Annotated in this window: 16 protein-coding genes; 6 read left to right on the forward strand and 10 right to left on the reverse strand. The window is 45.4% G+C overall.

The window, feature by feature from the left end:
- The first annotated feature begins 274 nt into the window (after positions 1 to 274).
- Genes ISR87_10370 through ISR87_10395 form a run of 6 tightly spaced genes read left to right on the forward strand, consistent with a single transcriptional unit; the run spans position 275 to position 9,150 of the window.
- Entirely contained in the window at positions 275 to 1,150 is an 876-nt protein-coding gene (locus tag ISR87_10370) for a hypothetical protein (GenBank protein ID MBL7025849.1), read from the forward strand.
- Positions 1,138 to 2,451, forward strand: a complete 1,314-nt coding sequence (locus ISR87_10375; protein ID MBL7025850.1) for an NAD(P)-binding domain-containing protein — start codon at positions 1,138 to 1,140, stop codon at positions 2,449 to 2,451. Before ISR87_10370 ends, ISR87_10375 begins: the two co-directional genes overlap by 13 nt.
- Complete coding sequence (locus ISR87_10380) at positions 2,448 to 4,085, forward strand: hypothetical protein (protein ID MBL7025851.1); 1,638 nt, start codon at positions 2,448 to 2,450, stop codon at positions 4,083 to 4,085. Before ISR87_10375 ends, ISR87_10380 begins: the two co-directional genes overlap by 4 nt.
- Positions 4,082 to 6,724 (forward strand): hypothetical protein, encoded by a 2,643-nt coding sequence (locus ISR87_10385; GenBank protein MBL7025852.1) that lies wholly within the window; start codon positions 4,082 to 4,084, stop codon positions 6,722 to 6,724. The genes ISR87_10380 and ISR87_10385 overlap by 4 nt, the downstream gene beginning before the upstream one ends.
- A complete protein-coding gene (locus tag ISR87_10390; GenBank protein ID MBL7025853.1) occupies positions 6,711 to 7,532 on the forward strand; it encodes a hypothetical protein in 822 nt (273 codons plus the stop codon). Before ISR87_10385 ends, ISR87_10390 begins: the two co-directional genes overlap by 14 nt.
- A 13-nt stretch (positions 7,533 to 7,545) precedes the next feature.
- Entirely contained in the window at positions 7,546 to 9,150 is a 1,605-nt protein-coding gene (locus tag ISR87_10395) for a hypothetical protein (protein MBL7025854.1), read from the forward strand.
- A 65-nt stretch (positions 9,151 to 9,215) separates the two neighbouring features.
- Here ISR87_10395 and ISR87_10400 read toward each other — a convergent pair whose 3' ends face one another.
- From ISR87_10400 to ISR87_10445, 10 genes are all read right to left on the reverse strand, one after another.
- Positions 9,216 to 11,648, reverse strand: coding sequence for an ABC transporter permease (locus ISR87_10400; protein ID MBL7025855.1), 2,433 nt, complete (start codon positions 11,646 to 11,648; stop codon positions 9,216 to 9,218).
- Between the two features lie 45 nt (positions 11,649 to 11,693).
- Complete coding sequence (locus ISR87_10405; GenBank protein ID MBL7025856.1) at positions 11,694 to 12,383, reverse strand: ABC transporter ATP-binding protein; 690 nt, start codon at positions 12,381 to 12,383, stop codon at positions 11,694 to 11,696.
- A 23-nt stretch (positions 12,384 to 12,406) separates the two neighbouring features.
- A complete protein-coding gene (locus tag ISR87_10410) occupies positions 12,407 to 13,663 on the reverse strand; it encodes an efflux transporter periplasmic adaptor subunit (GenBank protein ID MBL7025857.1) in 1,257 nt (418 codons plus the stop codon).
- Between the two features lie 425 nt (positions 13,664 to 14,088).
- On the reverse strand, positions 14,089 to 15,774 hold the full coding sequence (locus ISR87_10415) for a glycoside hydrolase family 9 protein (protein ID MBL7025858.1): 1,686 nt from the start codon (positions 15,772 to 15,774) through the stop codon (positions 14,089 to 14,091).
- A gap of 12 nt (positions 15,775 to 15,786) precedes the next feature.
- A complete protein-coding gene (locus ISR87_10420; protein ID MBL7025859.1) occupies positions 15,787 to 18,225 on the reverse strand; it encodes a glycosyl transferase in 2,439 nt (812 codons plus the stop codon).
- A 15-nt stretch (positions 18,226 to 18,240) separates the two neighbouring features.
- The gene (locus ISR87_10425; protein ID MBL7025860.1) at positions 18,241 to 20,031 is read right to left on the reverse strand and encodes a Na+:solute symporter; all 1,791 of its coding nucleotides are present in this window, start codon (positions 20,029 to 20,031) and stop codon (positions 18,241 to 18,243) included.
- Positions 20,032 to 20,059: 28 nt separating this feature from the next.
- On the reverse strand, positions 20,060 to 21,898 hold the full coding sequence (locus tag ISR87_10430; GenBank protein ID MBL7025861.1) for a beta-glucuronidase: 1,839 nt from the start codon (positions 21,896 to 21,898) through the stop codon (positions 20,060 to 20,062).
- A 16-nt stretch (positions 21,899 to 21,914) separates the two neighbouring features.
- The gene (locus ISR87_10435) at positions 21,915 to 23,201 is read right to left on the reverse strand and encodes a cellulase family glycosylhydrolase (protein MBL7025862.1); all 1,287 of its coding nucleotides are present in this window, start codon (positions 23,199 to 23,201) and stop codon (positions 21,915 to 21,917) included.
- Positions 23,202 to 23,243: 42 nt separating this feature from the next.
- Positions 23,244 to 23,927, reverse strand: coding sequence for a DUF4956 domain-containing protein (locus ISR87_10440; protein ID MBL7025863.1), 684 nt, complete (start codon positions 23,925 to 23,927; stop codon positions 23,244 to 23,246).
- A gap of 11 nt (positions 23,928 to 23,938) precedes the next feature.
- Positions 23,939 to 24,513, reverse strand: a 575-nt coding sequence (locus ISR87_10445) for a VTC domain-containing protein (protein ID MBL7025864.1), incomplete at its 5' end; no start/stop codon positions are given.

Raw genomic sequence — 24,513 nt, forward strand, 5'->3', positions numbered from 1 at the left:
GAACCTACGAACAGCCCTGATGAACAGACAGCAATTAAAGCAATGTGAAGCAGTTTATTCAGATTATCTCCATAAAATGGAAGCAAATTTACATAAGGTCTGACAGCAGGAGAAAACTATTTTCAGCCAAGGACTGGACAACCCTTATTTATAACGTTTTCCTGAAGTTGATATAGAACAAGTGTATATATGATTATTATTTTATTATTATGTGCGTTAAGAAATTAATGCCTTACAATAGGGTATTAAGCAAAGTAGGAAGTGGCTTATAAAATTGATCAGAGCAAAATCCCACAATTACGTCATCATTCTTCTGTCCCTGCTTACCATAGGGTTCCTGGTGCTATATTCTTTTCAGAGCATCACCTATTTAAATACCTCTGTTGAAGAACGCTATCTGTTAAAGGAGATGGACGGTCTCTACGGGCCCTCGGGTCTATATGGACATGGTGTTGGCTTCCTCGCTGCATTTTTTATGTTTCTACTCTGGCTATATATCATACGCAAGCGCTGGAACCGCTTAAGGGGTATCGGTCGTTTAAGCCAGTGGCTTAAGTATCACATGTGGTTCGGAATTGTGGCCCCTCTCCTGGCTGGATATCACGCTGCTTTCAAGTTTGAAGGTCTTATTGGTGTCATGTATTGGGCCATGATTGCAGTCATGGCCAGTGGCATTGTTGGGAGATATCTTTATGGTCACATCCCTCGTCGCCGTGATGGTCACGAAATGAGCATGAAACAAATTAATACTGAGAAAGCCTCCAAATTGAGATCACTCCAGATGGAATTTGGGATATTACCTGAAGATATCAATCGACTGAAAGGCTTAACTCCCGAATTAAGCGGAGCTGGTACACTGGTTTCACTCTATCATCTCGCTGCCTTTGATATCAAGCGTCGCTACCAACTAAATCAAATTCTCAAGGACTTTGAGATTCGATATGGCGTTAGTAAGCAGAATCTGATCTTTTTTAAGGCAACGGTTGAGAAACAGCTCATCATGAGCCAGCGTGTCATAGCCCTGGATGCGGTGAGCAAAGTATTTCACTGGTGGCATGTCATTCACAAGCCTTTCGCCTATGCTATCTTTATCGTTTTGACCCTACATATCATCCTCACCTTAAGTTTTGGATTCACATGGATATTCTAAGCAACGAATCTGTATTGTCGTGGGTTTTGGGTGCCCTGCTCATTTTTGCGTTCACCATACCCTATCTGGTCAACTGGAAGCGCAAACAGAAGCAGACCATTGATAAGCTGAATGAAGCAACACGAATTGGGACAAATAAAGCCCTCATGCAGCACCCCATTATTGATTTATCCAGGTGTATCGGTTGTGGCATTTGCACAAAGGTCTGTCCAGAGGGGGAAGTACTTGGTCTTGTAGGCGGTAAAGCCGTGCTGATCAATGGCAGCAAATGTGTAGGCCACGAAGTCTGCATGGAGAGTTGCCCCGTTGGGGGAATTGAAGTGGGTCTGGGCGATGTATCCAGTAGAGAAGACATTCCATTGCTCTCCTCAGAACTTGAAAGTAATCTGGAGAACATTTATCTCATTGGCGAACTCGGAGGCCTGGCCCTGATTAGAAATGCGGTCAATCAGGGGTCCAGAGTTGCTAAATCCATACAATCAAAGTTGAAGGGCTCTGCCCCCTCTCAACCCATTGTTGTGGTCGGCGCAGGACCTGCGGGACTCTCCTGTACTATCTCTCTCATGGAAATGGGACTACCGGTTGTTCTTCTGGATCAAAGTGAGCCAGGTGGCACCATCCTTCAATACCCCAGAAGGAAACTGGTCATGGTACAGCCCATAGAGATGCCTGGTTATGGTGAGATGAGCAATTCTGAATACTCAAAAGAGGAGTTACTCGAGATTTGGGACAAAATATTTGAAACTCATTCTCCTGATTTCCGTAGTGGCCATCAATTGGAGTCCATTGAAAAAGATGGCGGGGGCTATAAAATTAGAACCAGTGCTGGTGAGCTCACCAGCGAATATGTGGTTCTCGCTCTCGGTCGACGAGGCACAGCCAGGAAGCTTGAAGTTCCTGGAGAAGATCTGAGCAAGGTTGCCTATAAATTGATGGATGCTGAGACCTATCAGAATAAACATATTCTGGTCGTAGGTGGTGGTGACTCTGCCGTTGAGGCTGCCGTGGGACTGGGACAGCAAATCGGCAATACTGTGACCCTCTCGTATCGGAAGAGTAGTTTTGCCCGGATAAAGACCAGGAACGATGAACAGGTTGCCAAAGCCGTCAAAAACGGATGGATTAGTATTATGTATGAATCCACTGTGGATTCAATCCATGAGGAGCACGTAATAATCAATCATCATGACCAAAAGAAACAGGTCAAAAATGATTACATCTTCATATTTGCAGGAGGAATCCCGCCCTTCAAATTGATGAATTCAATCGGTGTTCAATTCGGGACTTCAACATTATCGTGAAATCAAAACTTTTCGTTCTCGGAATATTGCTTCTCATCATCAATCCTCTGACACTGGAGGCTCAATTGAGCCCGGGACCATTGGCCGAACCGCATGCCCATCTTTCGGGACTCACCAACTGTCTCACCTGCCATACCTGGGGCAGCAAAGATTTAAGTCCAAAATGTCTGGAATGTCACACACCGATCCAAACCAGGATTGTGGATGAGCTTGGGTTTCATGGAAATCTCAAGGAAAAGGATTGTCTTGCCTGTCATACTGATCATATGGATAGGAACTTTGAAATGATCCATTGGGAGCCTTCTCAAAAGGATTTCGATCATTTAAAAACGGGTTATGAGCTTGAGGGTAAACACCTCAACCTGAATTGCAATGAATGCCATAGACGTGATTTCATAAAAGCAGAGGATATTCTGAATTATGCCAAATCCCAACCAACCAGGGATGTTCTCTCCTCCACCTTCCTGGGGTTGAGAACTGAATGCGCCAATTGCCATGTGGATGTCCATGCCGGTGAATTCGTAGACCGGACCTGTGACAATTGCCACAATGAAAATACCTGGGCTGATGCTAAAAATGACTATGATCACGATTTTGAGACTAATTTTCCTCTCCGCGGTGCTCATAAGCAAATTGACTGTGAAAAATGCCACACTGCAACACAGCCTGCAGTTGATGATTTTCAGGCTCATCAATTTACAGGTCTGAAATTTAACCTGTGTACCAATTGCCATCGCGATGAGCACAAGGGATCGTTTGGCTCTAATTGCCTCAAATGTCACACTGAAAACACCTTTAAACAGGAAGATGTGGCTGGCGCATTTGATCACCAGGTGACCCGCTACCCACTGGTTGGCAAGCATGCCACCATCGAATGCGAATTGTGCCACACCAAAAAAGATCAATTTAAGCTGGAGGCAAGTTTTGATCAATGTTCTGATTGTCATCCAGATCACCATAAAGGAATCTTTCAGAAACCAAACCGTGACAATTCTTGTGATCAATGCCATAGCGTTCGAGGCTTCTTCCCTCCATTATTCGGTGTGATAGAACACAGGAATACTCGATTTGCCATCGACGGAGCCCATCTCGCTCAACCGTGCATATTTTGCCATAAGCAGAATAATGAATCCGTATACCGTTGGGATCCCCTGGCCTGTCAATCCTGTCATACAACCATTCATGGAGAGCAATTCTCACGCTATCAACAAAATGGAAACTGGTGCGAGAGCTGCCATAAGACCTCTGATTGGGTCGATTTATCATTCGACCATGGCACTACCACTTTCCCCCTGACCGGGAAGCACAAGGATTTGGATTGTTCAGCCTGCCACAAAAGCAAAGTGGAAATAACCCAATATGAAAATACCAGCTCCACTTGTCACGATTGCCATAATGATGTGCATGGCAAACAATTCGACGGTAAAGCCTGCCAGGACTGTCATTCCACTCAAAAATGGCCAATCCCAGAATTTGATCATTTCAAATTGACCAAGTTCCCCCTTGATGGTCAGCATGAGAATCTGGCTTGTGGTCAATGCCATAAATTCGATTCAGACCTGACTACCATTCGTTTTAAACCCATTCCTCACAAGTGTCAGGATTGTCACAGCTTTGGGGATTTCAAGCGATGAGACTGCTATTAATCCCCCTCCTCTGCCTGATCAGTAGTCTTGCCATTGCCCAGGACACTGAGGGTATCGAAACAGATTTAACCTGCGATGTTTGCCATGCCGGTGGTGACTGGACTTCCGATATCGGTAAAAATTTTGATCATATCATCACAGGATATGAATTACAGGGGACCCACTCAGAAATTGATTGTGGAAGCTGCCATACGGGTTCGACTCCGGCTGAGAAGCATAATTTTGGTCAGGTTTCCTCTGATTGCAACGCTTGCCACGAAGATATCCACAATGATCAATGGGGAGAGGATTGTGAACGCTGTCATAGTCCGGATACCTGGACCCTGTCGACTCAACAGCAAAATCATGACTTGACCAATTTCCCCCTCCGGGGACCCCATCACAGTTTAAGCTGTGAGAGTTGCCATCTCAGTAATCCTGGCACAGGATCGTCCCTGCCCCTGGATTGTGCAGGTTGTCATACTGTTGACTATAATGGCAGTACTAATCCATCACATCAAACTCTGAATCTGGGAAATGATTGTGAATCATGTCATGAAACTCAAAGCACACAATGGTCCCAGTCCAGTTTTAATCACAACAATACTGGGTTTTCTCTGATTGGTATGCATAATACCTCGACTTGTGAGAGTTGCCACACGGGAAGTGTAGCGAACACACCCAAAACCTGCGTGGGGTGCCACAGGGCTGACTATGACAATGCATCTGATCCTCCCCATCTGGCATCTGGTTTCCCCACAAATTGCAATTCCTGTCATGATAGTTTCACCTGGAATTCGAATTTTACTCATGATAGAACGGGTTTCACATTAGCAGGCGCTCATACTGATACGCCATGTCTGGGCTGTCATCCGCAGCAGAATTTCTATGATGCAGAAACAAGCTGCAGATCATGCCATTTGAGCAATTGGGAATCTTCCACCATCCCACCTCATGCAGATGCTGAGTTCGATGATAAATGCGAAGACTGCCATACAGAAATCGATTGGGTGCCTAGTCTCTGGAATCATGATACAGATTCAGAGTACCCCCTCACAGGTGCCCACGTTGAACCAAGCTGCGAGGTCTGTCACACGGTTATTCCGTACTCAGAACAACCCTCCCAATGTGTGGATTGTCATCAATCAAATTACGATGAAACGCTTGAGCCTAATCATGTAACTAGCGGTATACCAACGACATGCGACGTATGTCATACGACAGTAAATTGGAATTCAGAAGAAATTGATCACACCCAGACCGCCTTTCCATTGGTAGGCGCACATACAGAAATTGAATGTTCAACATGCCATGCAGACGGTTATGATTTACCCACGGAATGCCAGGGTTGCCACCTCCCGGATTATACATCAACAACCAATAGTGCCAGTCCAGATCATACCCACTATGGATTCAGTCAGGATTGTTTGATATGCCATAGTCAGGTGAGTTGGAAGCCTTCATCATTCGACCATGATGCTGATCTCACGGGTTTTGCCATACAGGGAGCTCATCTTACCCTCCTTCCAGAGAATTGTTTTGCCTGTCATGCGACAGCACAGTGGACGGGACTCTCTTCCGATTGCTCCTCCTGTCACCAGAGCAATTTCGAGAGCACCAGCGAGCCTGATCATGAAGAGAATGGGTTTCCTCAAAATCTTTGTGAGACCTGCCATTCGCAGGATGGATGGCAACCTTCAATCTTTTCCCATACTACCACATCAATCGGCTGTGTGACCTGCCATCTGGTTCAATACACAGGAACCGTTGATCCACCTCATAGTGAATTGTCTTTTCCAACTGATTGTTCAAGCTGTCATTCGGTTGATCAATGGTCTCCCAGCAGTTTTGCCCATGATGTTGAAACCACTGGATTTCTCACGGATGGCGCACACTCGCAGATAAGCTGTATTAGTTGTCATGAGACCTGGGATCCCCCCAGTGAGATTAGAACCTGTGCCTCTTCCTCATGTCACCAGGATAATTTCACCGAGAGTAGCAATCCACCCCATGAAACCATGAATTTTTCTCTGAATTGTGTGGATTGTCACACTACAACGGCCTGGAACCCTTCAGCATTCCAACACAATGAGCTCAATACTGGATACCCTCTTGAAGGTGCCCATACAAATGTTGAATGTCAGAGCTGTCATTCACCCTGGCAAATTATCCCTGAGGTCAGAACCTGCGCTGATGCCAGCTGCCACCTACCTGATTATAATGCCGCGACAGATCCAAATCATGCCACTGCCTCCTACCCCCTGGAATGCGAGACCTGTCACTCAATGACTGCCTGGGAGCCATCCACTTTTAATCATGATGGACAGTTCCCCATCTATAGTGGCCAACACCGTAACGAGTGGAATGATTGTTCTCAATGCCATGTTGATGCCAATGATTTTGAAGTTTTTACCTGTTTTGGGAGTGGTTGTCATAATGTGGCTGAAATGAATAATGAGCACTGTGAAGGTGCAAATTGTGAGAGTTGTAACGGCAATACTTATCCTGCATCAGGTGTTACCCCTGCAGAATGCCTCACCTGCCATCCCACTGGTGATGAGGATGATTGTGGAGGCGATCTCTTGAATTTTTTCAAGATGAGGACATTGCCCCAACCAACTGAGAAAAAAGCGAATGAGAAATTCTAGTTTTATAGTATTGATATTGCTGCTGCCCTTATTAGCTCTATCTCAGATGACGGAAGACCGCGCTTGCCTGGATTGTCACCAGTCGGGTACCTGGTTCCCCCTGTCCAAGTCGCCAACTTTTGACCACAATCTGGCAACAGATTTCAGACTCCTTTACAAGCACGCTGATCTGGCTTGCACCCAATGCCATTCTGGTAATACAATCGATGAATTCCATAGCTTCTCAACCCCAGGAGTGGATTGTGTGAATTGCCATCAGGATATCCACCAGCATTACTGGGGCAATGATTGTGAAACCTGTCATTCGCCTGAGAGTTGGGATGTTGGTCAAACCTTTCGCCGGCATGATGAAACTCTATTCCCCCTACAGGCCAGTCATCATTCCCTGGACTGCTATTTATGCCACACCACGCCAGGACGGATCCCTCCAATAGAGTGCCAGGATTGTCACGATGCTGATTTTCTACCTGAACTTGCCTCCCACGATGGTCTGACAAATCGCAGCGACTGTTCAACCTGCCACGCACCTACCCGATGGAATCAGATTCTTGCTATCAATCATGATGCCTTTTTTCCAATTCACAGTGGTCGTCATCGCAGTGTATGGGATGGTTGCTCAACCTGCCACACTACAGCTGGAGACTATCAGACGTTTACCTGTCTCGGTTCAGGATGCCATTCTGTTTCACGGATGAATTCAGAGCATTGTGAAGGGAATAGTTGTGAGCGACGTAACGGTTTAACATACCCCAGCAGCGGAGTGGAATCAGAAGACTGTTACTTCTGTCATCCCAGGGGTAATGAATAATATGTGGGGATTGATGAGACGACTCAAAACAAATATTGTATCCTGGTTATCTGCGATGTTGTTGCTGGCTGCTTCTGGCATTGGACAAGAGCTGGTTATCGGCACTATTACTTATCTTAGTCGAGATCAAGCATATATTGACCTTGGGAAAAAGTCTGGAGTTCAGGTTGGAGACACGGTTCAGGTCTTCAGCGATGAAAAGGTAGTTGGTATCGCTATTGTTTCACAGACCAGTGGATCATCTTCTGCCATAGAGGCAACAGAGCCTGCAACCATGAACTGGGATGTAGGAGACAATGTTCAGGTGGAAGTGAAGTTGCCTGAATCCAGTCAAACGGTATCTGCAGCTATCATCAAAAGCCCTTCTGAATCAAAGCCAGTCCTTAAAGTCTTCCTGGACAGCAGCTCATACACTCCACGAACACGGAGCAATATGAGTCTGGATGCTCATAGATTTGCGCCCACTTTTAGCGGATATCTCTCTGCACGTGCATCAGATCGAGGAGGTGATACCAGTGGGGTCAGGGAATCCTCGGGCTCAATCTCTGGTCAATTCAAAATTCTGGATATAGGGATCAGACATCTTGATGCCAGCACGTATATTCGTAGTAACCGATCCTCAAGAGATACCAGTTCTCAGACCAATATTTATTCCATCATGTTGAGCTACGATAATCCTACCAGTCGATTCAGCTATTTGCTGGGCAGAATGTATCATCCCCAGTTCTCCATGTTAGGAACCATCGATGGTATTGGGTTGACCTGGCAATCAGATCGAAGGGTTCTTGCTGTTGCTGGTGGGTTGATGTCCAATATCAATGACATTCAGGGGCAGGCTAAACGAAATAAATTTGGTCTTATTAATGAAGAAAGATTTAAATGGGGAAAGCTGCAGTTTGGCGTCATTGGAGAAACTGAATCAGGGGCATTTTCCAGAAATTATTTGTTGCTGGGGTCCACAGCAAAATTGAGTCCAAGACTTAGACTAAGGGGCTACAGTGAATTCGACCTCGACTTGCAGGATCAATCTCAATTTCAGAGCACTGTCTCCCTGACACGTTTTCGTGCTTCGGTGAATTGGAGACCCTGGCGCTCCCTTATCAGCACATCACGCTACAGCTACCGGGAGAACGTTGTTGATTTGCTTGATACCGCTGAAACGGAGTATGAGAAAGCCGCTCGACACACCTTCAATACTAATTTGAGTTACATGTTAGGCTCAGGAATGAGTATATCAGGCCAGGCGAGTTTCCGTGGAGATGGGACAAACCGGCACATCCAGATATACGGCGTCTCATTCAGTCACCGAAAATTCACATCAAAATCCCTCTCGTTGAATGCCGGCGTCATGGCCATGTTTTCTTATCTAAGTGAGGGTGGTCGGGTTTACGCCTCTGTTGGCAGAGATATACTCCCCTGGCTGGATGTGGATCTGTATGACGAGATTTTCCTGTACAAAATTCTGGGTGATTCCAGCTTCAAAACCCGTCATTTGCCTGAGGTTTCTTTTTCAGCAAAAGTTCCCGGGCTCCAGCGCCTGAGACTGCGGACGCGTTTTGAGCAGGAAGGTGGCGAATTACTCTACCGCATCAGCCTCAGTGCCTCAAAACAGTTTTGAGTTATTTTAATGCCCCCCACCATTTACATGATGAGAGGCTTTTGCAGGGTTCTTTTGATCAAGTGCTATTCGTAGCGAAGAGATTTAATAGGATTTGCCACAGCTGCCTGGAAGGATTGCAGTGCGACAGTAATAATGGCAATCATTATTGCTAATACCGAGGCTCCCATAAAAATAAATACATCAATATCAATTCGATAGGCAAAGTTTGCCAACCACTCCTGCATTGCATAATATGAAATTGGTACGGCAATGAGGATTGAAACAAGCACCATTTTTAAAGTATCTCTGGATAGCATCACCAGGATATTGGTAATGGAAGCACCCAGAACTTTGCGGATACCTATCTCTTTGGTACGCCTTTCAGCTGTATAAGCGGCGAGTCCCAGGAGACCCAGACAGGCGATGAAAATAGCCAGCGCTGCGAACAACATGATAATGTTGGCCGCCTGTCGCTCAGAACGAAACAACTCTGCCAGTGATTCGTCAAAATGATCATACTCAAGAGCCTGCTCGCCGGCGAACTGTTTCCAGGACTGTTCGATATGGTCCAAGCTGCCATTGATTTGTGTGGGATCGATCTTTACTGACACAAATTTACCCCAATTCGGCCGGGTTCGACTAAACTGATCGGATAATAGATACATCGCCAGGGGCCGGATTTCTATCTGGGGTGCATCATAGTGGTAATCCTTTACAACACCAATGATCTTGACAGGTACCCTATCAGGTCCCCGCTGGAAGGTTAATAGTTCCTTGCCAACCGGATCTTTGATTCCATAAGCCTTCACTGCGGCTTCATTAATAACCACCGCCAGGGTGTCAGTACCCCAATTACGGGAAAAAAATCGACCCTCAGCCATCTCCAGTTCATAAACACCGGCGAAATCATAATCCACAAAGAATGAGCCTAAAAGACGAACCACTTCTTCATCATTCACCATCATTCCGGTGGCATTGGCATTCATACCATCAGGATTCCCCGGCACGGATGTACTATTGCTCACCAGCTTGATTCCCGAGTCATCCCGTAGCGCCGCTTTAAATCCTTGAATGGTCCGACCGATATCATCGGTTTTATTGATAACCAATAGATTGTCAGGATTAAGCCCCAGATCTTTGGTCTGCATGTAATTTAATTGATCCTTGATGATCATGGTTCCAATCAATAGGGTGATGGATACTGAAAACTGGAAAATCACCAGTCCGTTTCTCAGCCAATTGCCCCCCTTGCCGGCCGAAGGGTTCCCCTTAAGAACCCGGAGCGGATTAAAGGAAGAGAGCAAAAATGCTGGATAACTACCGTCGATTAATCCTACTGGAATAACCCACAAATACACCCAGGGGATGTCTGAGAGATGGAGTGCGAGAGGGGTATCGATAATCCCCGAAAACCAGGGTAGGCTGACTTTGACCAGCAGAAGTGCTAGACTGAAGGCAATCAAGGTAACAAAAATGGATTCTGCCAGGAATTGCACAATTATCTGTCCTCGTTTTGACCCCAACGTTTTCCGAATACCGATCTCCCGGGCACGACTCATGGATCTTGCTGTAGAAAGATTCATATAGTTGATACATGCCAGCAGCAGAATAAATATGGCAATAAAAGCAAAGATTTTGACCGTTCGGCCATCACCGTTCGGTTCGATTTCTCCCTGTAATTCAGAATTCAAATGGATATCCAGCAGGGGTGTCAAGAAGAGTTCATAAGCATCCCCCCGCTCTATCAACTGATCCATGGTTATACCCATAAATCTTTCCAACTCTGGTCCCACATTTTTTTGAATTAAATCGGGAAACTTGGCCTCTAGCTCTGCTGGATCTGCTCCTTCCTGAAGTAAGAGGTAGGTTTGAAAATTATTGTTTAGCCACATGGTACTACGGGAATCCCCGTAAGTCGCCATGGCACCAAGAAAATCAAAATGCCAATGGGAGTTTGGAGGCATCTCTTTTACTACACCTGAAACGGTAAAATCTGTGCGATTGTCAGAATTAAGAACCTTCCCCAAGGGATCTTCATCGCCAAAATATTTCCGGGCCATTTTTTCTGTGATCACCACGTTGAAGGGTTGGGTCAAGGCAGTTTTGGGATCACCCAACACCATGGGAATGTTAAAGACTTCAAAAATTGTGGAATCTGCCTGCCACCAGCCTTCCTCAGAGAACACCTTATCCTCATATCGCAAGACCGGGAAGCCCGTGTTTCTAATGCGTACATAGTTGATCACTTCAGGAAATTCTTCCAACATGGCCTGTCCGGCAGGGGCCGTAGAGTTGGTCATACGAAAGGAGTTATCTCCTAATTTTCCAGCCAGGTTTAATCTTTGGATTTGTTGGGCATATGGATGAAATTGGTCATAACTCCGTTCATAACGAACATACATGAGGATCAGAATACAGGTGGTGACACCAATTGCCAATCCGGCAATATTTATAAAGGCATAGAGACGCTGCTTGATCAAAGATCTAAAAGCAACTTTTATATAACTTAACCACATAATGAATCCTCCTGTCTGGATGGTTTGGATTTATAAAGAGTTGCATCAGACATGAAAATTACCATTCAGCGTTTCATCTGCAATTTTACCATCAAACAGGTTCACCGTTCTATTTCCATAAGCCGCATATGCTGGGGAGTGAGTTACCATCACAATGGTGGTTCCCTGTTGATTCAAATCCTTCAACAGGTTCATTACTTCGTCACCATGTTGAGAGTCAAGGTTTCCAGTGGGTTCATCAGCCAGTACAATTTTGGGGTTGGTCACCAGTGCCCGAGATACGGCAACGCGTTGTTGTTGGCCTCCTGATAATTGCTGGGGGAAATGGCCACCTCTGTGCCCCACTCCCATTCTTTCCAACATTGTATTCACACGTTCTTTGCGTTCGGCTGTGGGAATCCCCAGATATAGCAGGGGCAATTCCACATTTTCATAAACGCGTAGCTCGTCAATCAGATTGAAGCTCTGGAAGACAAAGCCAATATTTGCTTTCCGAAAATCAGCACGTTGGTGTTCGTTGTAGCCGCTCACCTCTTCCCCGAGGAAGTGATATCTTCCAGATGTGGGATTATCCAGAAGTCCCAGCACATTCATAAGTGTTGATTTTCCACAACCGGAAGGACCCATAATTGATACAAATTCACCTTCCTTTATTTCTAAATCTATCTCATTCAAAGCAGTGGTTTCGATTTCTTCAGATCGAAAAATCTTGTTTAATTTTTCTGTCCTTATCATTTTGATCTCCTTGGTTGTCGCTATTATGCTTCGTTTTTAAAAAATAATTGTTCGTAGTCTCCGAATTGACGGTAACTGCTTGTGATGACCTTATCCCCTGGTTCCAGACCTTCCAGAACTTCATAAAAATCCTGGTTTTGTCTTCCCAGCTTGACTTGTCTTTTACTGGCACTCTGCCCACCCTCATCAAGAACATAGACCCATTGCCCACCCGTTTCCTGGTAAAAGCCCCCTCGTCTTAGTAGAATGGCTTGTTCGGAGTTGCCCAGCTCCAGACGCATGTGCAAGGTTTGCCCACGTCTGATGTCCTCTGGTTCCAGACCCTCAAAAGCCAATTCTATGCGAAACTGGCCATTGACAACTTCTGGGTAAATTTTGTTTAAATGAACAGTGTACTCCCTGGAGCCAATACTAAAGTGGGCAGGTTGACTGAGTTGAACTCGAGTGATGAAATGTTCATCCACCGGTGCACTGATCTTAAATCCATCAAGGATATCAATCTGCCCCAGTCGCTCCCCTCTGACTTTGGCTTCTCCAATTTCAGCGTTCAAAGAGGTCAATTGACCTGAAACGGGAGCTGTGATGACAAGATTATCTAAATTTTGCTTAACAATTTCCATGTTGTCCTGCATGCGAGCCAGGCCACTCTCCAACTGCTGCACCTGAACCTCGCGATAAATGGAATCCTGCTCGAATGATTGGAGTGTCAGGACACGCTTTTTTAAGAGGTACTGATAGTCATCTCTACTGGACTCGTACGCTTCCCCTGAAATCATCTCCTTTTCTGCAAGCCTGGCATTGCGTTCGAAAACACGTTTAGATTGAAGTATCTGATAATTAAGATCCAGGAGCTGAGATTGGATGCTCAGACGGTTTTGCTGCATGGCAAGTTTGGTATTTCGAAGATTATTGCTCTGTTGGAACAATTCGGCCTCACGGTACATGATATCCAGGAGCAGGTTGGTATTTGCCAGGCTGATAATTTTATCACCCTGCTCCACGAAAGTGCCTGCGTCCATGTATCTGGTTTCCACTCGACCGCCTTCAATGGCATCGAGGTAATAGGTTTTTATGGGAACGACGGTACCACTGAGAGGGATAAATTCCTGAAAATCACCGCTCTCAACGGTGCTGATCCCAATCCGTCGATTATCAATTTTTAATGTATCGCCACCCCTGGCACCCATCACCAGTACTGAAACAACAAATATTGCTGCAGCTGCCGCGAAAGCATAAGGTTTATATTTTTTCCATCTGGATTTCTCAATTATGCGATCCATAGTATCCCCCATAGGCAAAGTGCAGCTCCACATAAATACATATTTCGATGAATACGTACTTGATTCGAGTGCAAGGTTCGAGTGAATGTCATGCCCGCTACTATCACAAGCCCTGTGCCAAGGATATTGGGGATAGCCTTAACTTACTGTCTATTATGTGCTTACATGAACATCAGAATATAAAAGGGTGTGATAATTGAAAGAATATTACTCATAAAGATATAGAATACATATCAATTGTATATGGATTACACATATTTATGGCCAATGTTACATCTTGGACAAAGCTTGAGATTATGGAATAAAGTGAAGTCCCGGATTTACCCGGGACCTCTTAATGCGGCTATAATTTAATTCAGTTAAAGAAGTTTATCTGATTCAGTTATCTTCCTGATACTCAGCAGGTTGTATAACTTCAATAAAGTTTACCCCTCAGCATCCAGAGCGAGTGAAACATAAACAAACACTGCATTCCAATTGATGGCAATCTCATTGGTAGCATAACTACAAAGTTCATCGATAAAGGCTTTGGCGGGATAGGGTGATAAATAGGCGTCTGCACCACAATCCTCTTTATTTTCTGGATTAGGTCCTCCTGAAACCCAACCGGGTTGTGGCTCAACCACATCATCTGCCTCTGAGGGACGGTGATGGATATGCATGGGAGTTTTTTCACCAAAACCGGTGACAAATGAATATCCATTGGGATTCTTGCCCAGGACCCAGTCAAAGGTTGATTGAGCTGCATCCTTATAGGCTTTTTCACCACTGATCCTATAGGCATAGATCAAAACCATGGCCTGATTAAGAAAATCGCTAGTACTCCCCCATCTGAATGCATCATTGGACACATCATAGGCGCTATTCATCTGTTCTTTTAAAAGCGAGTCTGCCAGCACGAAGAAGGCCTGCTTGACTGCTTCATCAGGCTGATGATTTAATAGATCCATGGCTGCCAGGACTGCCCCATCTCTCCATTCTGGAACCAACAGGGGCTTTGGTATTGCTGCATCGTATTGCTCACCTGTGGTAATGCTCAACTCAGTGGCTGCCCAAAATTTCTCATCATTAAAAGGTTTGCCTGACTGATCATAGGCTCCGGTATGGATATCTTCGGGTTGATTGTAGTAAACATCAATATTCTCCTTGGCCCACTCCCAGGCTTTGATCGATGCAGTTAGACACTTCTCTGAAAAATCCATGTCATAGGGTTTATAAATACGACTGGCTTGAGCCATGGATGCTGCAAAATCTAAAGCTGCTGCTGTGGTCTTCATAACCACCCAGCGTGATTCAGTATCCATTTCTGGCATAATCATACCAGGAAAACTTTTAGTTGTGAGCTTATGGTATACACCACCATCCTCGGGATCCTGCATGGTGAGCATCCAGTCAAGATTCCAACGTATTTCATCCAGAATATCTGGTGTCTCATCACCACTTTCAGGGATGTTGGTTTGTAACATTCCGGCCTTTTCAGGATAATGTTCAAACACGCTCATCATGGTGGAAACCGTCATTGCTGAGTTGACGATATACTTGCCATAATCACCAGCATCATACCAACCCTTAGGTGAGGAAATCATTGACCCCTCTGGCCGCGAGGCAGATGCAGCGGAAGCATGAATTACAACTGCAGTATCAGGATGTCCTGCAGCTCTAGCACAAACACCTGCGTATTTTTCATCTAGGGCAATACCAGCTCTGTGGAAATAGAATGCCTTTACACTTGCCCTGGACACAGCGGCATAAACATTTCTGTCGATATCAAATTCGTGAGAACTGGTGACACCAACTTGTAGCCTGTACGATCCTGGTTGTGTTAAATTTGAAAAATCAGCCAGACGTACTGTTTCTCCTGAAGCTTCCCAGTATTGGGGCTCACCAAGGTTTCCCTTGTGAACTACGGTCTGAGTTTGAACATCTATAATGCTAAAGGTGTCTGATGATCCAATAACTACTGCAGATTTATATCCATCAGGTAAATACCCCAATTGATTCAAATGAATGGTAATCTCAGGCGGTGATACGGTCTGAAGGGTTGGATTACACGATAGAATTATTCCCAGAATCAAGCTGACAACCAAGCTTAAGACTAAATGCTTTTTCATTTGGATTCACCCCTATTTTGTAATTGTGGCTATAATTTGGTAGGTATTATTGGCAGCCATGACGGGGATTTTGTTCCCCTCAAGCGCTTGGCCATCTATAGTCAGGACTACCTCCCCTTTTTCCAGATGCTCAGGGTTATTTATTGCTATTCGATACCTAGCGCCGCGAAACTTTCGTTCCACGGAATAGCTTTCCCATTCTCCAGGAATGCAGGGATCTATAATTAATCCATCATAATCTGGTTGTACCCCCAGAATAAAGCGACTGATTGCATAGTAATTCCATGAGGCCGTTCCAGTAAGCCAGGAATTCTTGGCCTCACCCGGTTTGGCAGAATCCATCCCGGCAATCATTTGCGAGTAGACATACGGCTCAGCACGATGCACTTCAGATACATCTTCCAGATAGGCCGGTGCAATTTTTGAATAGGTCTCAAAGGCGCGGGAACCCCTGCCAATTTTGGTTTCGGCAATGGTTATCCAGGGATTATTGTGACAGAATATTCCTGCGTTTTCCTTATACCCTGGGGGATATGTGGATATTTCGCCAAGATTGAGTTTATAGCTCGTGAAAGCCGGTTGGTTCAGCATGATGCCATGCTCACAATCAAGAAGCTCCCTGACAGAATCCAGCGTTTGTAAGGCTCTACCATCATCAACACCTATTCCAGCCATGACACACATGCCCTGTGGTTCTATGAATATCTGGCCTTCATCATTTTCATGACTGCCTATTTTTTCACCAAAGTGATCATAGGCTCTTAGAAACCATTTACCATCCCAGCCATGCTGTGCTACAACCTGTTCCATTTTAGACACTTCTTGTTGTACCCGCTGAGCCTCTGCAGTATCACCGATCTCCAGGCAGATTTTGGCATATTCATTACCATAGGCCACAAACATCCCAGCAATAAAAACTGATTCAGCCTTCCCCCCTTCTTTGTTCTCTGTGGTTTGAAAGGATTCGCCTGGGGTCTCTGAAAAACAATTCAGGTTGAGGCAGTCATTCCAATCGGCCCTGCCGATAAGCGGTAAGCCATGGGGACCCAAATTATGGATGACATGGTCGAAAGATCTTTTAAGATGTTCCGTCATGGGGGCAGCCAGGGAAGGATCATTTTCGAAATCCACCACTTCATCCAGAATTGATAAATCGCCAGTTTCCTTTAAATATTCACTCACGGAAAGGATCAGCCACAACGGATCATCGTTAAAACCTGACCCCACCTCATCATTACCCCGCTTGGTAAGGGGTTGATATTGGTGATAAGCACCACCATCCTTCAATTGTGTGGCGGCCAGATCCAGGATTCTCTGCCGGGCTCTTTCAGGGATTTGATGGACAAAACCGATGAGGTCCTGATTGGAATCTCGAAAACCCATTCCCCTGCCAATCCCACTTTCAAAATAGGATGCGCTGCGGGATAGATTGAAGGTGATCATACATTGGTAGGGATTCCAGATGTTCACCATGCGTTCCAGTTTCGGGTCTAGACCCCTCACTTGATATGTATTGAGTAGACCGGACCAGTGCTGTTTCAACTCCTCCAGGGCAGCATTGACCTGTCGTGAATGCTTAAACTGATGGTGCATGGCTTTGGCAATATCCTTGTTGATGATTCCAGGTCCAGCCCACTTCTCATCTTGAGGATTCTCTACATAACCCAACACAAACATGATATCTCGCGATTCCCCGGGAAAGAGCTCTATATCTATGTGATGAGAGGCTATGGGCGACCAGCCATGGGCTATAGAATTTTTAGAGGCACCTGCTGTGACTACCTCTGGTTTGTGTAGTCCGTTATATAGACCAAGAAAGGCTTCCCGATCGGTGTCAAAACCAGTCATTGGATCACTACTGGCATAAAAGGCGTAATGATTCCGCCGTTCTCTGTACTCGGTTTTATGGTAGATAATCCGCTCTTCTACTTCAACCTCTCCCGTGCTAAGGTTGCGTTGAAAATTAGTGGCGTCATCCTGGGCATCCCATAATGCCCATTCTACAAAGCTGAAAAGCTTCAGTTTCTTGGGCACACTGCCCTTATTCTTTAGCGAAATACGCTGAACTTCGCCCTTGAAACCAAGGGGAACGAGATGGGTGACCTCGGCTCTCACTCTATTTCTCTCACCAGCGATGCTGGTATAACCCAAGCCATGGCGACAAGAATAATTTTCTAGTGAGGCCTGAACAGGTTGCCAACCTGGATTCCAAATATCATCGCCATCTTTGATATAGAAGTAGGTTCCGCTTTGATCCAGGGGAACATTATTGTAGCGGTAACGCGTAATTCGACGAAGCTTGGCATCCTGATAAAATGCATATCCACCACCCGTGTTTGAGATGAGCCTGAAGTAATCCTCAGTCCCCAAATAATTAATCCAGGGCCAGGGCGTTTTGGGATCCGTGATTACATATTCACGGCGTTCATCATCAAAATATCCGTATTTCAAGACCTATCCTTTGTGTCAATCGTTTGCAAGCTCATCAAACCAGCGTTTTTTCAGCCAGTAGCTGGTTGCTACTGCCAATGCAAAAGCAAACCCCATGGCATACCATTCTCGGATAATGAGATAGACTGGCGCTACTACCAAAGACGTCTGCCAGATGATTCCAACTGCAACATTGCTCAAGTCACGCGCTGCAGAGGCACCTGTTTTAAATTCTGGGTTTTCGTTTAGAACTTCTGCAGCAACTGGCCCCCAGAAGCCCCAGGGACGTACAGTGGTGTAAAAAGATTTGAGATCAGCCATCTCATCGGGTTTCGTCATGAGACTGCCCAGAATACTACCCAGGGCACCAGCACCCATGGTAACAGGGAAATAATACAAATAATCAGAAGCTGGTACGATCTGAGCCAGAACCATGGCAGTGACTATCCCAGAGACCATGCCCCAGAAGTATCCATAGCCATTAAAGCGCCACCAGTGCCATTTCAAGACGTTTGGAATGGTGAAGCCACCCCATAATCCAGTTACGATCCAGCCCATGGCAGAATGGATGCTCTCAGCCTGGGTGCCCATGATAACACCCACCACAACGATGAGGATACTGGCACCATAACTCATCCAGATGACTTTCTTCTCACTGGCATCTGGATTGATATACCTTTTGTAGATATCATTGATCAGATAGGCAGCCCCGGCATTTACAGTGGAGTCAAATGTACTCATATAGGCTGCCAGCAGACCAGCGATAACCAGTCCCGTGACTCCTACTGGGAAAAATTCTCGAATCACAAAGGGCATGAGCATTTCAAAATCGGCAGTCCCTCCCATGCTCCGTAATTCACCACTGAAGAATACCAGTCCAAGTACTGCAATCCCTCCAATCATCAACCAGCGTGGAATAAGGGCCGCTGAAACCATTCCACTCATCATGGCTGATTCTTTGGGACTGCGGGTAGCCAAAACACGCTGCATATCATAGTTGGGAGCGGTTCCAGCCATACTGGTGAGGATTCCCTTGAAGAGCATCATCATCCACACGATGGTGAACATGTTATAGCCATCGGCCTTTATCTTTTCTGTCACAGAGGGAAGTAGACCAGACCAATCCAGGTCAAGCGTATATCCAAACCATAAAGTTTTCCAGCCATCTGGAATGACAGCATTGAGAGCTTCTGGAGCCACATTGCTCATGGCGATAAAGGCAATAAATATTGAGGCGATGGTCAACATGATAAATTGGAATACATCGGTGATTACCACACTGAACATGCCACCCAGGATGACATAGAAGGTGGTGATCCCCATGAGGATCATGGCATAAGTGTCCGGTGTCCAATCCCAGGGCAGAAATGCCGCCGCAAATCGACCAACACCCTGATAGGCATAGATCAGGAAGCTGACTACAGAGATCAGCGCAAAGACCACAATTGCGATTCGCGATAGCTCAGCCCCTCTACCTTTTCCAAACCGAGTTCCGATCCACTCTGCACCAGTCACGACACCACTTCGTCGAATCCACACGGCCAGGTAAATCATGAGAAATATTTGATTAAATGTGGGCCACAACCAGGGAAGCCAGGTGCCTTTGAGTCCATAGACAAAAAGCATGGAGACCAACCACATGGTACCGGCTATATCAAACATGCTGGAGGCATTGGAGACACCCAGGACATACCATGGGATACTTCTACCACCCAGGAAGTAGGCATCCATTCCTTCTCCTGCCCTGCTTCTTAGCCAGAGTCCCATAAGGACTACGGCGACGAGGTAAATAACAATAATAGAACTATCAATAATGTGGAGGGTCATAACCAGATGCTCCTTTGAGGCTGTTTATTCAATTATTTTTCTCAAGCTTTGGTAAATTTTTATAGTAATTCTGGAGCACATAGAAGGCTTTCTTCTTCTCCCCATTGCTGCCAATTAATCCTTTTCTATTCCAGCCATCCTGAATTCCTGGCAATACGCGGCGGGGTGAATGGAAATCAACTAATATCCAGGGGGTTGCTCCCCGTAATTGAGGAATTCTCTGAATCATTTCAATTGATTCTCGATACAGATACTCCTGAAATTCTTCGGTCCAGATGGTGAGACTGTCCCCATGTAACCCTTGAAGCGCACCGCCACCAAATTCAGAGATGATGACAGGCTTGTCTTGATCAATGGCCCACTTGATTTGGTCGCATTTTTCCGGCAAGCCATCATACCAACCGATGTATTGGTTAAAACTCAGGACATCCACATAATCTGCAAAGGGGTCTGATATCTTTCTGGTCAAACCACCTTCGCCCTCCCCATGCATTTCCAGAGCAGCACTGATGAGCCTGGTGGTATCCTGTTGCAAGGTGAAGTCCCGTAGTCGTTTCAGGAAATCCATCCGGGCATCACTGACCGGTGTCTCGTTTGCCATGGACCATATGATGACCGACGCTCGGTTTTTATCGCGTGAGATAACTTCGCTAAGTTGCTGCTGTGCAGTAGCATAGGTCTGTTCATTCTCCCAGGAGATCGTCCAATACACAGGATTCTCTTCCCAGACTAACATTCCCATCTCATCGGCCAGACGAATCATATTTTCACTATGAGGATAATGGGCAAGACGTACATAATTGCATCCCAACTCTTTGGCCCAGCCAAGGAGAAGACGGGCATCTTCCATGCTGTGAGCACGACCGCCGCGGACGGGATTTTCTTCATGCAAAGAAATCCCTTTGAGAAAGATGGACTCGCCATTTAGCAAAATATCGGGACCTTGGGTCTGAATGGTACGAAATCCGATCTGATCATGGATCTCTTCATCCCCTGATTTGATAATTACATCATAGAGTTTGGGGTTTTCAGGCGACCAGTAGGTGATCCTTTTTGAAGAGATGCTTAAATCTGCTCGACCCTGATCATCCGTTCTGAGCTTTTTCCTCAACTTCAATTCAGGAATGAGCAGTTCGACTTTGCGATTGGTCTTGGATACTCCATCAAGTTGTATATATCCAGCGATGGTGCTTTGGGAGTCCTTTGCCAGTTGAACAAAGTAGTCCTTTACAAATGTTTCTGGTACTTCTACAACATGGACATCCCGCGTCAGACCCCCAAAATTCCACCAGTCTGTATTGACTGTTGGGACTTCATCCTTCTTACGTTTATTGTCAACCTTGACGATGAGGAAGTTATCCTGCGTTTTCAGTAAATGTGTAATCTCATAGTTGAAGGGTGTAAACCCCCCTTTATGCATCCCCAATTTGTGACCATTCAGGTAAACATCAGCCTGATAATTGGCAGCACCAAAGTGAACAAATACGCGATTTTTTGCATCATCTCTTATATAGTCGAAGGATTTTTTGTACCAGATGGTTCCCTCATAGTAAAAAAGATTTTCCTGCTGAGAGTTCCAATCACCAGGCACTTCAAGCGTTTCTGAAAGATCAAAGTCGTACTCGACTCTATCCCAGGGGTTTACCGGCTTTTGATTGGTGAAGAAACCCCCACTCTTGCTGGGATCTGCGTATTCGTCGAATGGTGTGTAGCGATAGTTATAAAATCCGTTTTCATAGGGATCTACAATGTAGTTCCATTCCCCATTTAGTGAGGTTGTCTTTCTACCGGCAAAATTCTGAATCAAGGGTTCGTATCCCAATGCAACCAGGACAAGGAGCAGAAATAAGGTCAATCTTTTGAGCATATGGAACTCCTGTGTATTATTGAATACTACCACGAATTGGATAAGAATAATAGGATGTGGTTGAGTCTACTCGTGTCACGACCCGGTATGTATATAGGACTCCAGCAGAAAGACCCATATCTTCGTATTCATCTGCAATTCCTCCTAATTCAGCAATTTCCTCAAAGGATGCTTCTTCGGTGCGACGTTGGATGAAAATTCGGTCATTATCTGTGGTTCGGTTGCTCCAGGAGATCTTGAGTTTGCCTGGACCACCACTTGTCAGGGATAAATCTGTGGGACCATGGGGATGTGAGTATATAAGTATATCTTTTACTTCAGGCCAGGTTCTGTTTTCTCTTTCATAAATTCTGAACCAGCCTCCATCATCCCATACCTGGAAAGGGATATTATTCCGAAGGGCTTCTTCCACATAGGTAGCATAATGGCGCATTCTGGAATTATAGTCGCATTCCTGAACCGCTCCAAATTCACTGATCATCGCCGGGATATTGTTTGCCATCGACCAGTCAGCGGCCTGTTTAAACATGGCAGCCAGGGAATTGACTTCCTCTGGTGTTCCCCAGGTCCCCTGCCCCTCACCAGCAAATGACCAGGGATCATATGAGTGCCAATAGGCCATGAGGAATTCATCATCCAGAATTGCAGCTGACATCATTTGCTCAAGAGAAGACCATTCGTTCCCCGAATAGATCACAATCCTGGTGGGATTATTTGTCCTGAGGATAGGCAATATTCTGGCATTTAAATCATCTACTTGTGGAGCGGTCAATCCATGGGGTTCATTGATTATTTCAAATAATAGATTGTCAGATTTGATCTGGAATCTTTCAGATATTTGGGTCCAGATGGCCTCAAACCGAGCGACATTCGAATCAGAATAGTCTTCCTTGAGCCAACTCTCATGATGGGCGTTGAGAATGATATAGAGGTCTCGGTCTAGTCCCCAGTTAACCACCTCCTCCACGCGAGCCATCCAGGTGGGATCAACTGTATAAGGTGGATAATTCAATGTGTGGGTACCCCATCTTACAGGAACCCGAACGCAGGTGAATCCTGCGGCTTTGTAATCATCAAAATAATACTCCAGTGCCGGACCATTATTCCAAGCTCCCTCGTCGTCAGGTTCAAGTGTATTTCCCAGGTTAATGCCACGCAGCATGAGGGGGATTAGGTCCTGAGCAGTGGTGAGTGTATCCTCGACTTGCTGTATATTATTCTTATCCTGATCTGTACAACCCAATGTGGCCAACAGGATGATCAATAAATAAATATGTACAAAGTGGGGCGTAAATGAAGTCATGAAAATTCCATCAGATACTTGGAGGGAAAGGTTTAGGGTTCTCTAACTCGAAAGGGACTCATCTGAGTATAAATTAATTTTATCCACATCTTCCAGCCCTGAAAGTTCCTTGACAAACTCGTTCCCCTGAGAGGTTTGTCTGAGTGTCACATAATAGGATATTTCATACTGTTTGCTGCTACCCAGAGATCTAACATTCACCATGGTGTAAGAACGACAGTGGGTCTTGATGACATCTATATATGGCGGTTCTCCCCCATTATGATCACCGCTATAAGCGAATTGTAGCAAATTTTCATCACTCCTGTGTGAGCCATACCCAATCTTACTCATGACCAATAGCACAGCACTTATGCTCAAGGTACCAATAATGGCGATTTGAGCCAGTCCCACGCCAGCAGCCAATCCTATGGTCAGAGAAAAGAAGATAAATACAATATCCATAGGATCTTTAACAGCTGTGCGGAAACGGATGATTGACATGGCACCAACCAATCCAAAAGCTCGGGCAAGATTGTTGCCGATGACAATGATGACGACTGTGGTTATCATTGCTAACACAACCAGAGAATTGGAAATACTCTTGGAGTATGAGGCACCACCAAAGGTCATTTTGTAAGTCTGTGCAATGACCAAACCACACAAAAATGCTACCAGCAAGTTCAGGAGAACATCCCCTGTGCGGATATTCATGTCCATAAGTGACTGTAAATCGAATAATTGCATGCTTTGTCTTTCTAGTAATGACTCATGGAAATAATTTCACGTTTGGTACAATCCCCAATATGTCGATAATGGGTATCGACCCCTCTTACATACTTGGAGTAGGCCTGTTTGCTTAGATTGTACTTTCGAATAATCCTACGGAACCATTCAGGTACTGGATTTTCAGATTTGTGCTCAAGTACAAAATCTCGCTCAAGAAATGGGACCAGTCGCTCCTCTTCAAAAAGATCATCCAGCCCTGGAAACATCATCGAGCGGATATTGCTATCAAAAGTGATTCGGTCGGTATGGTTAAATTTTCCGATATATGCCTCCCGGGTATAGGTCACCAGGTTCACAGGCACGCGGGAACTTCGTTTTAGATAGAATAGAAATTTGCTGGCTTTTTCATGAGAGTTTGGGAAATCTTTTCGGTATGGAAGGAGTTTTTCCATATCCCCTCCCGCCAGGAGGTTGGCAACATCAGTATACTTAACTGGTGTTCTATCTTTGGAAATAAAGGTGTTATTTTTCCATTTTATCTCGAGAAAAACTTCACTCTCCTGGCTCACTTGGTTATAGCCACGCACGCGCAGTTTCTTACGCA

The sequence above is a fragment of the Candidatus Neomarinimicrobiota bacterium genome (assembly GCA_016784545.1).
GTDB lineage: Bacteria > Fidelibacterota > UBA8477 > UBA8477 > JABMPR01 > JABMPR01.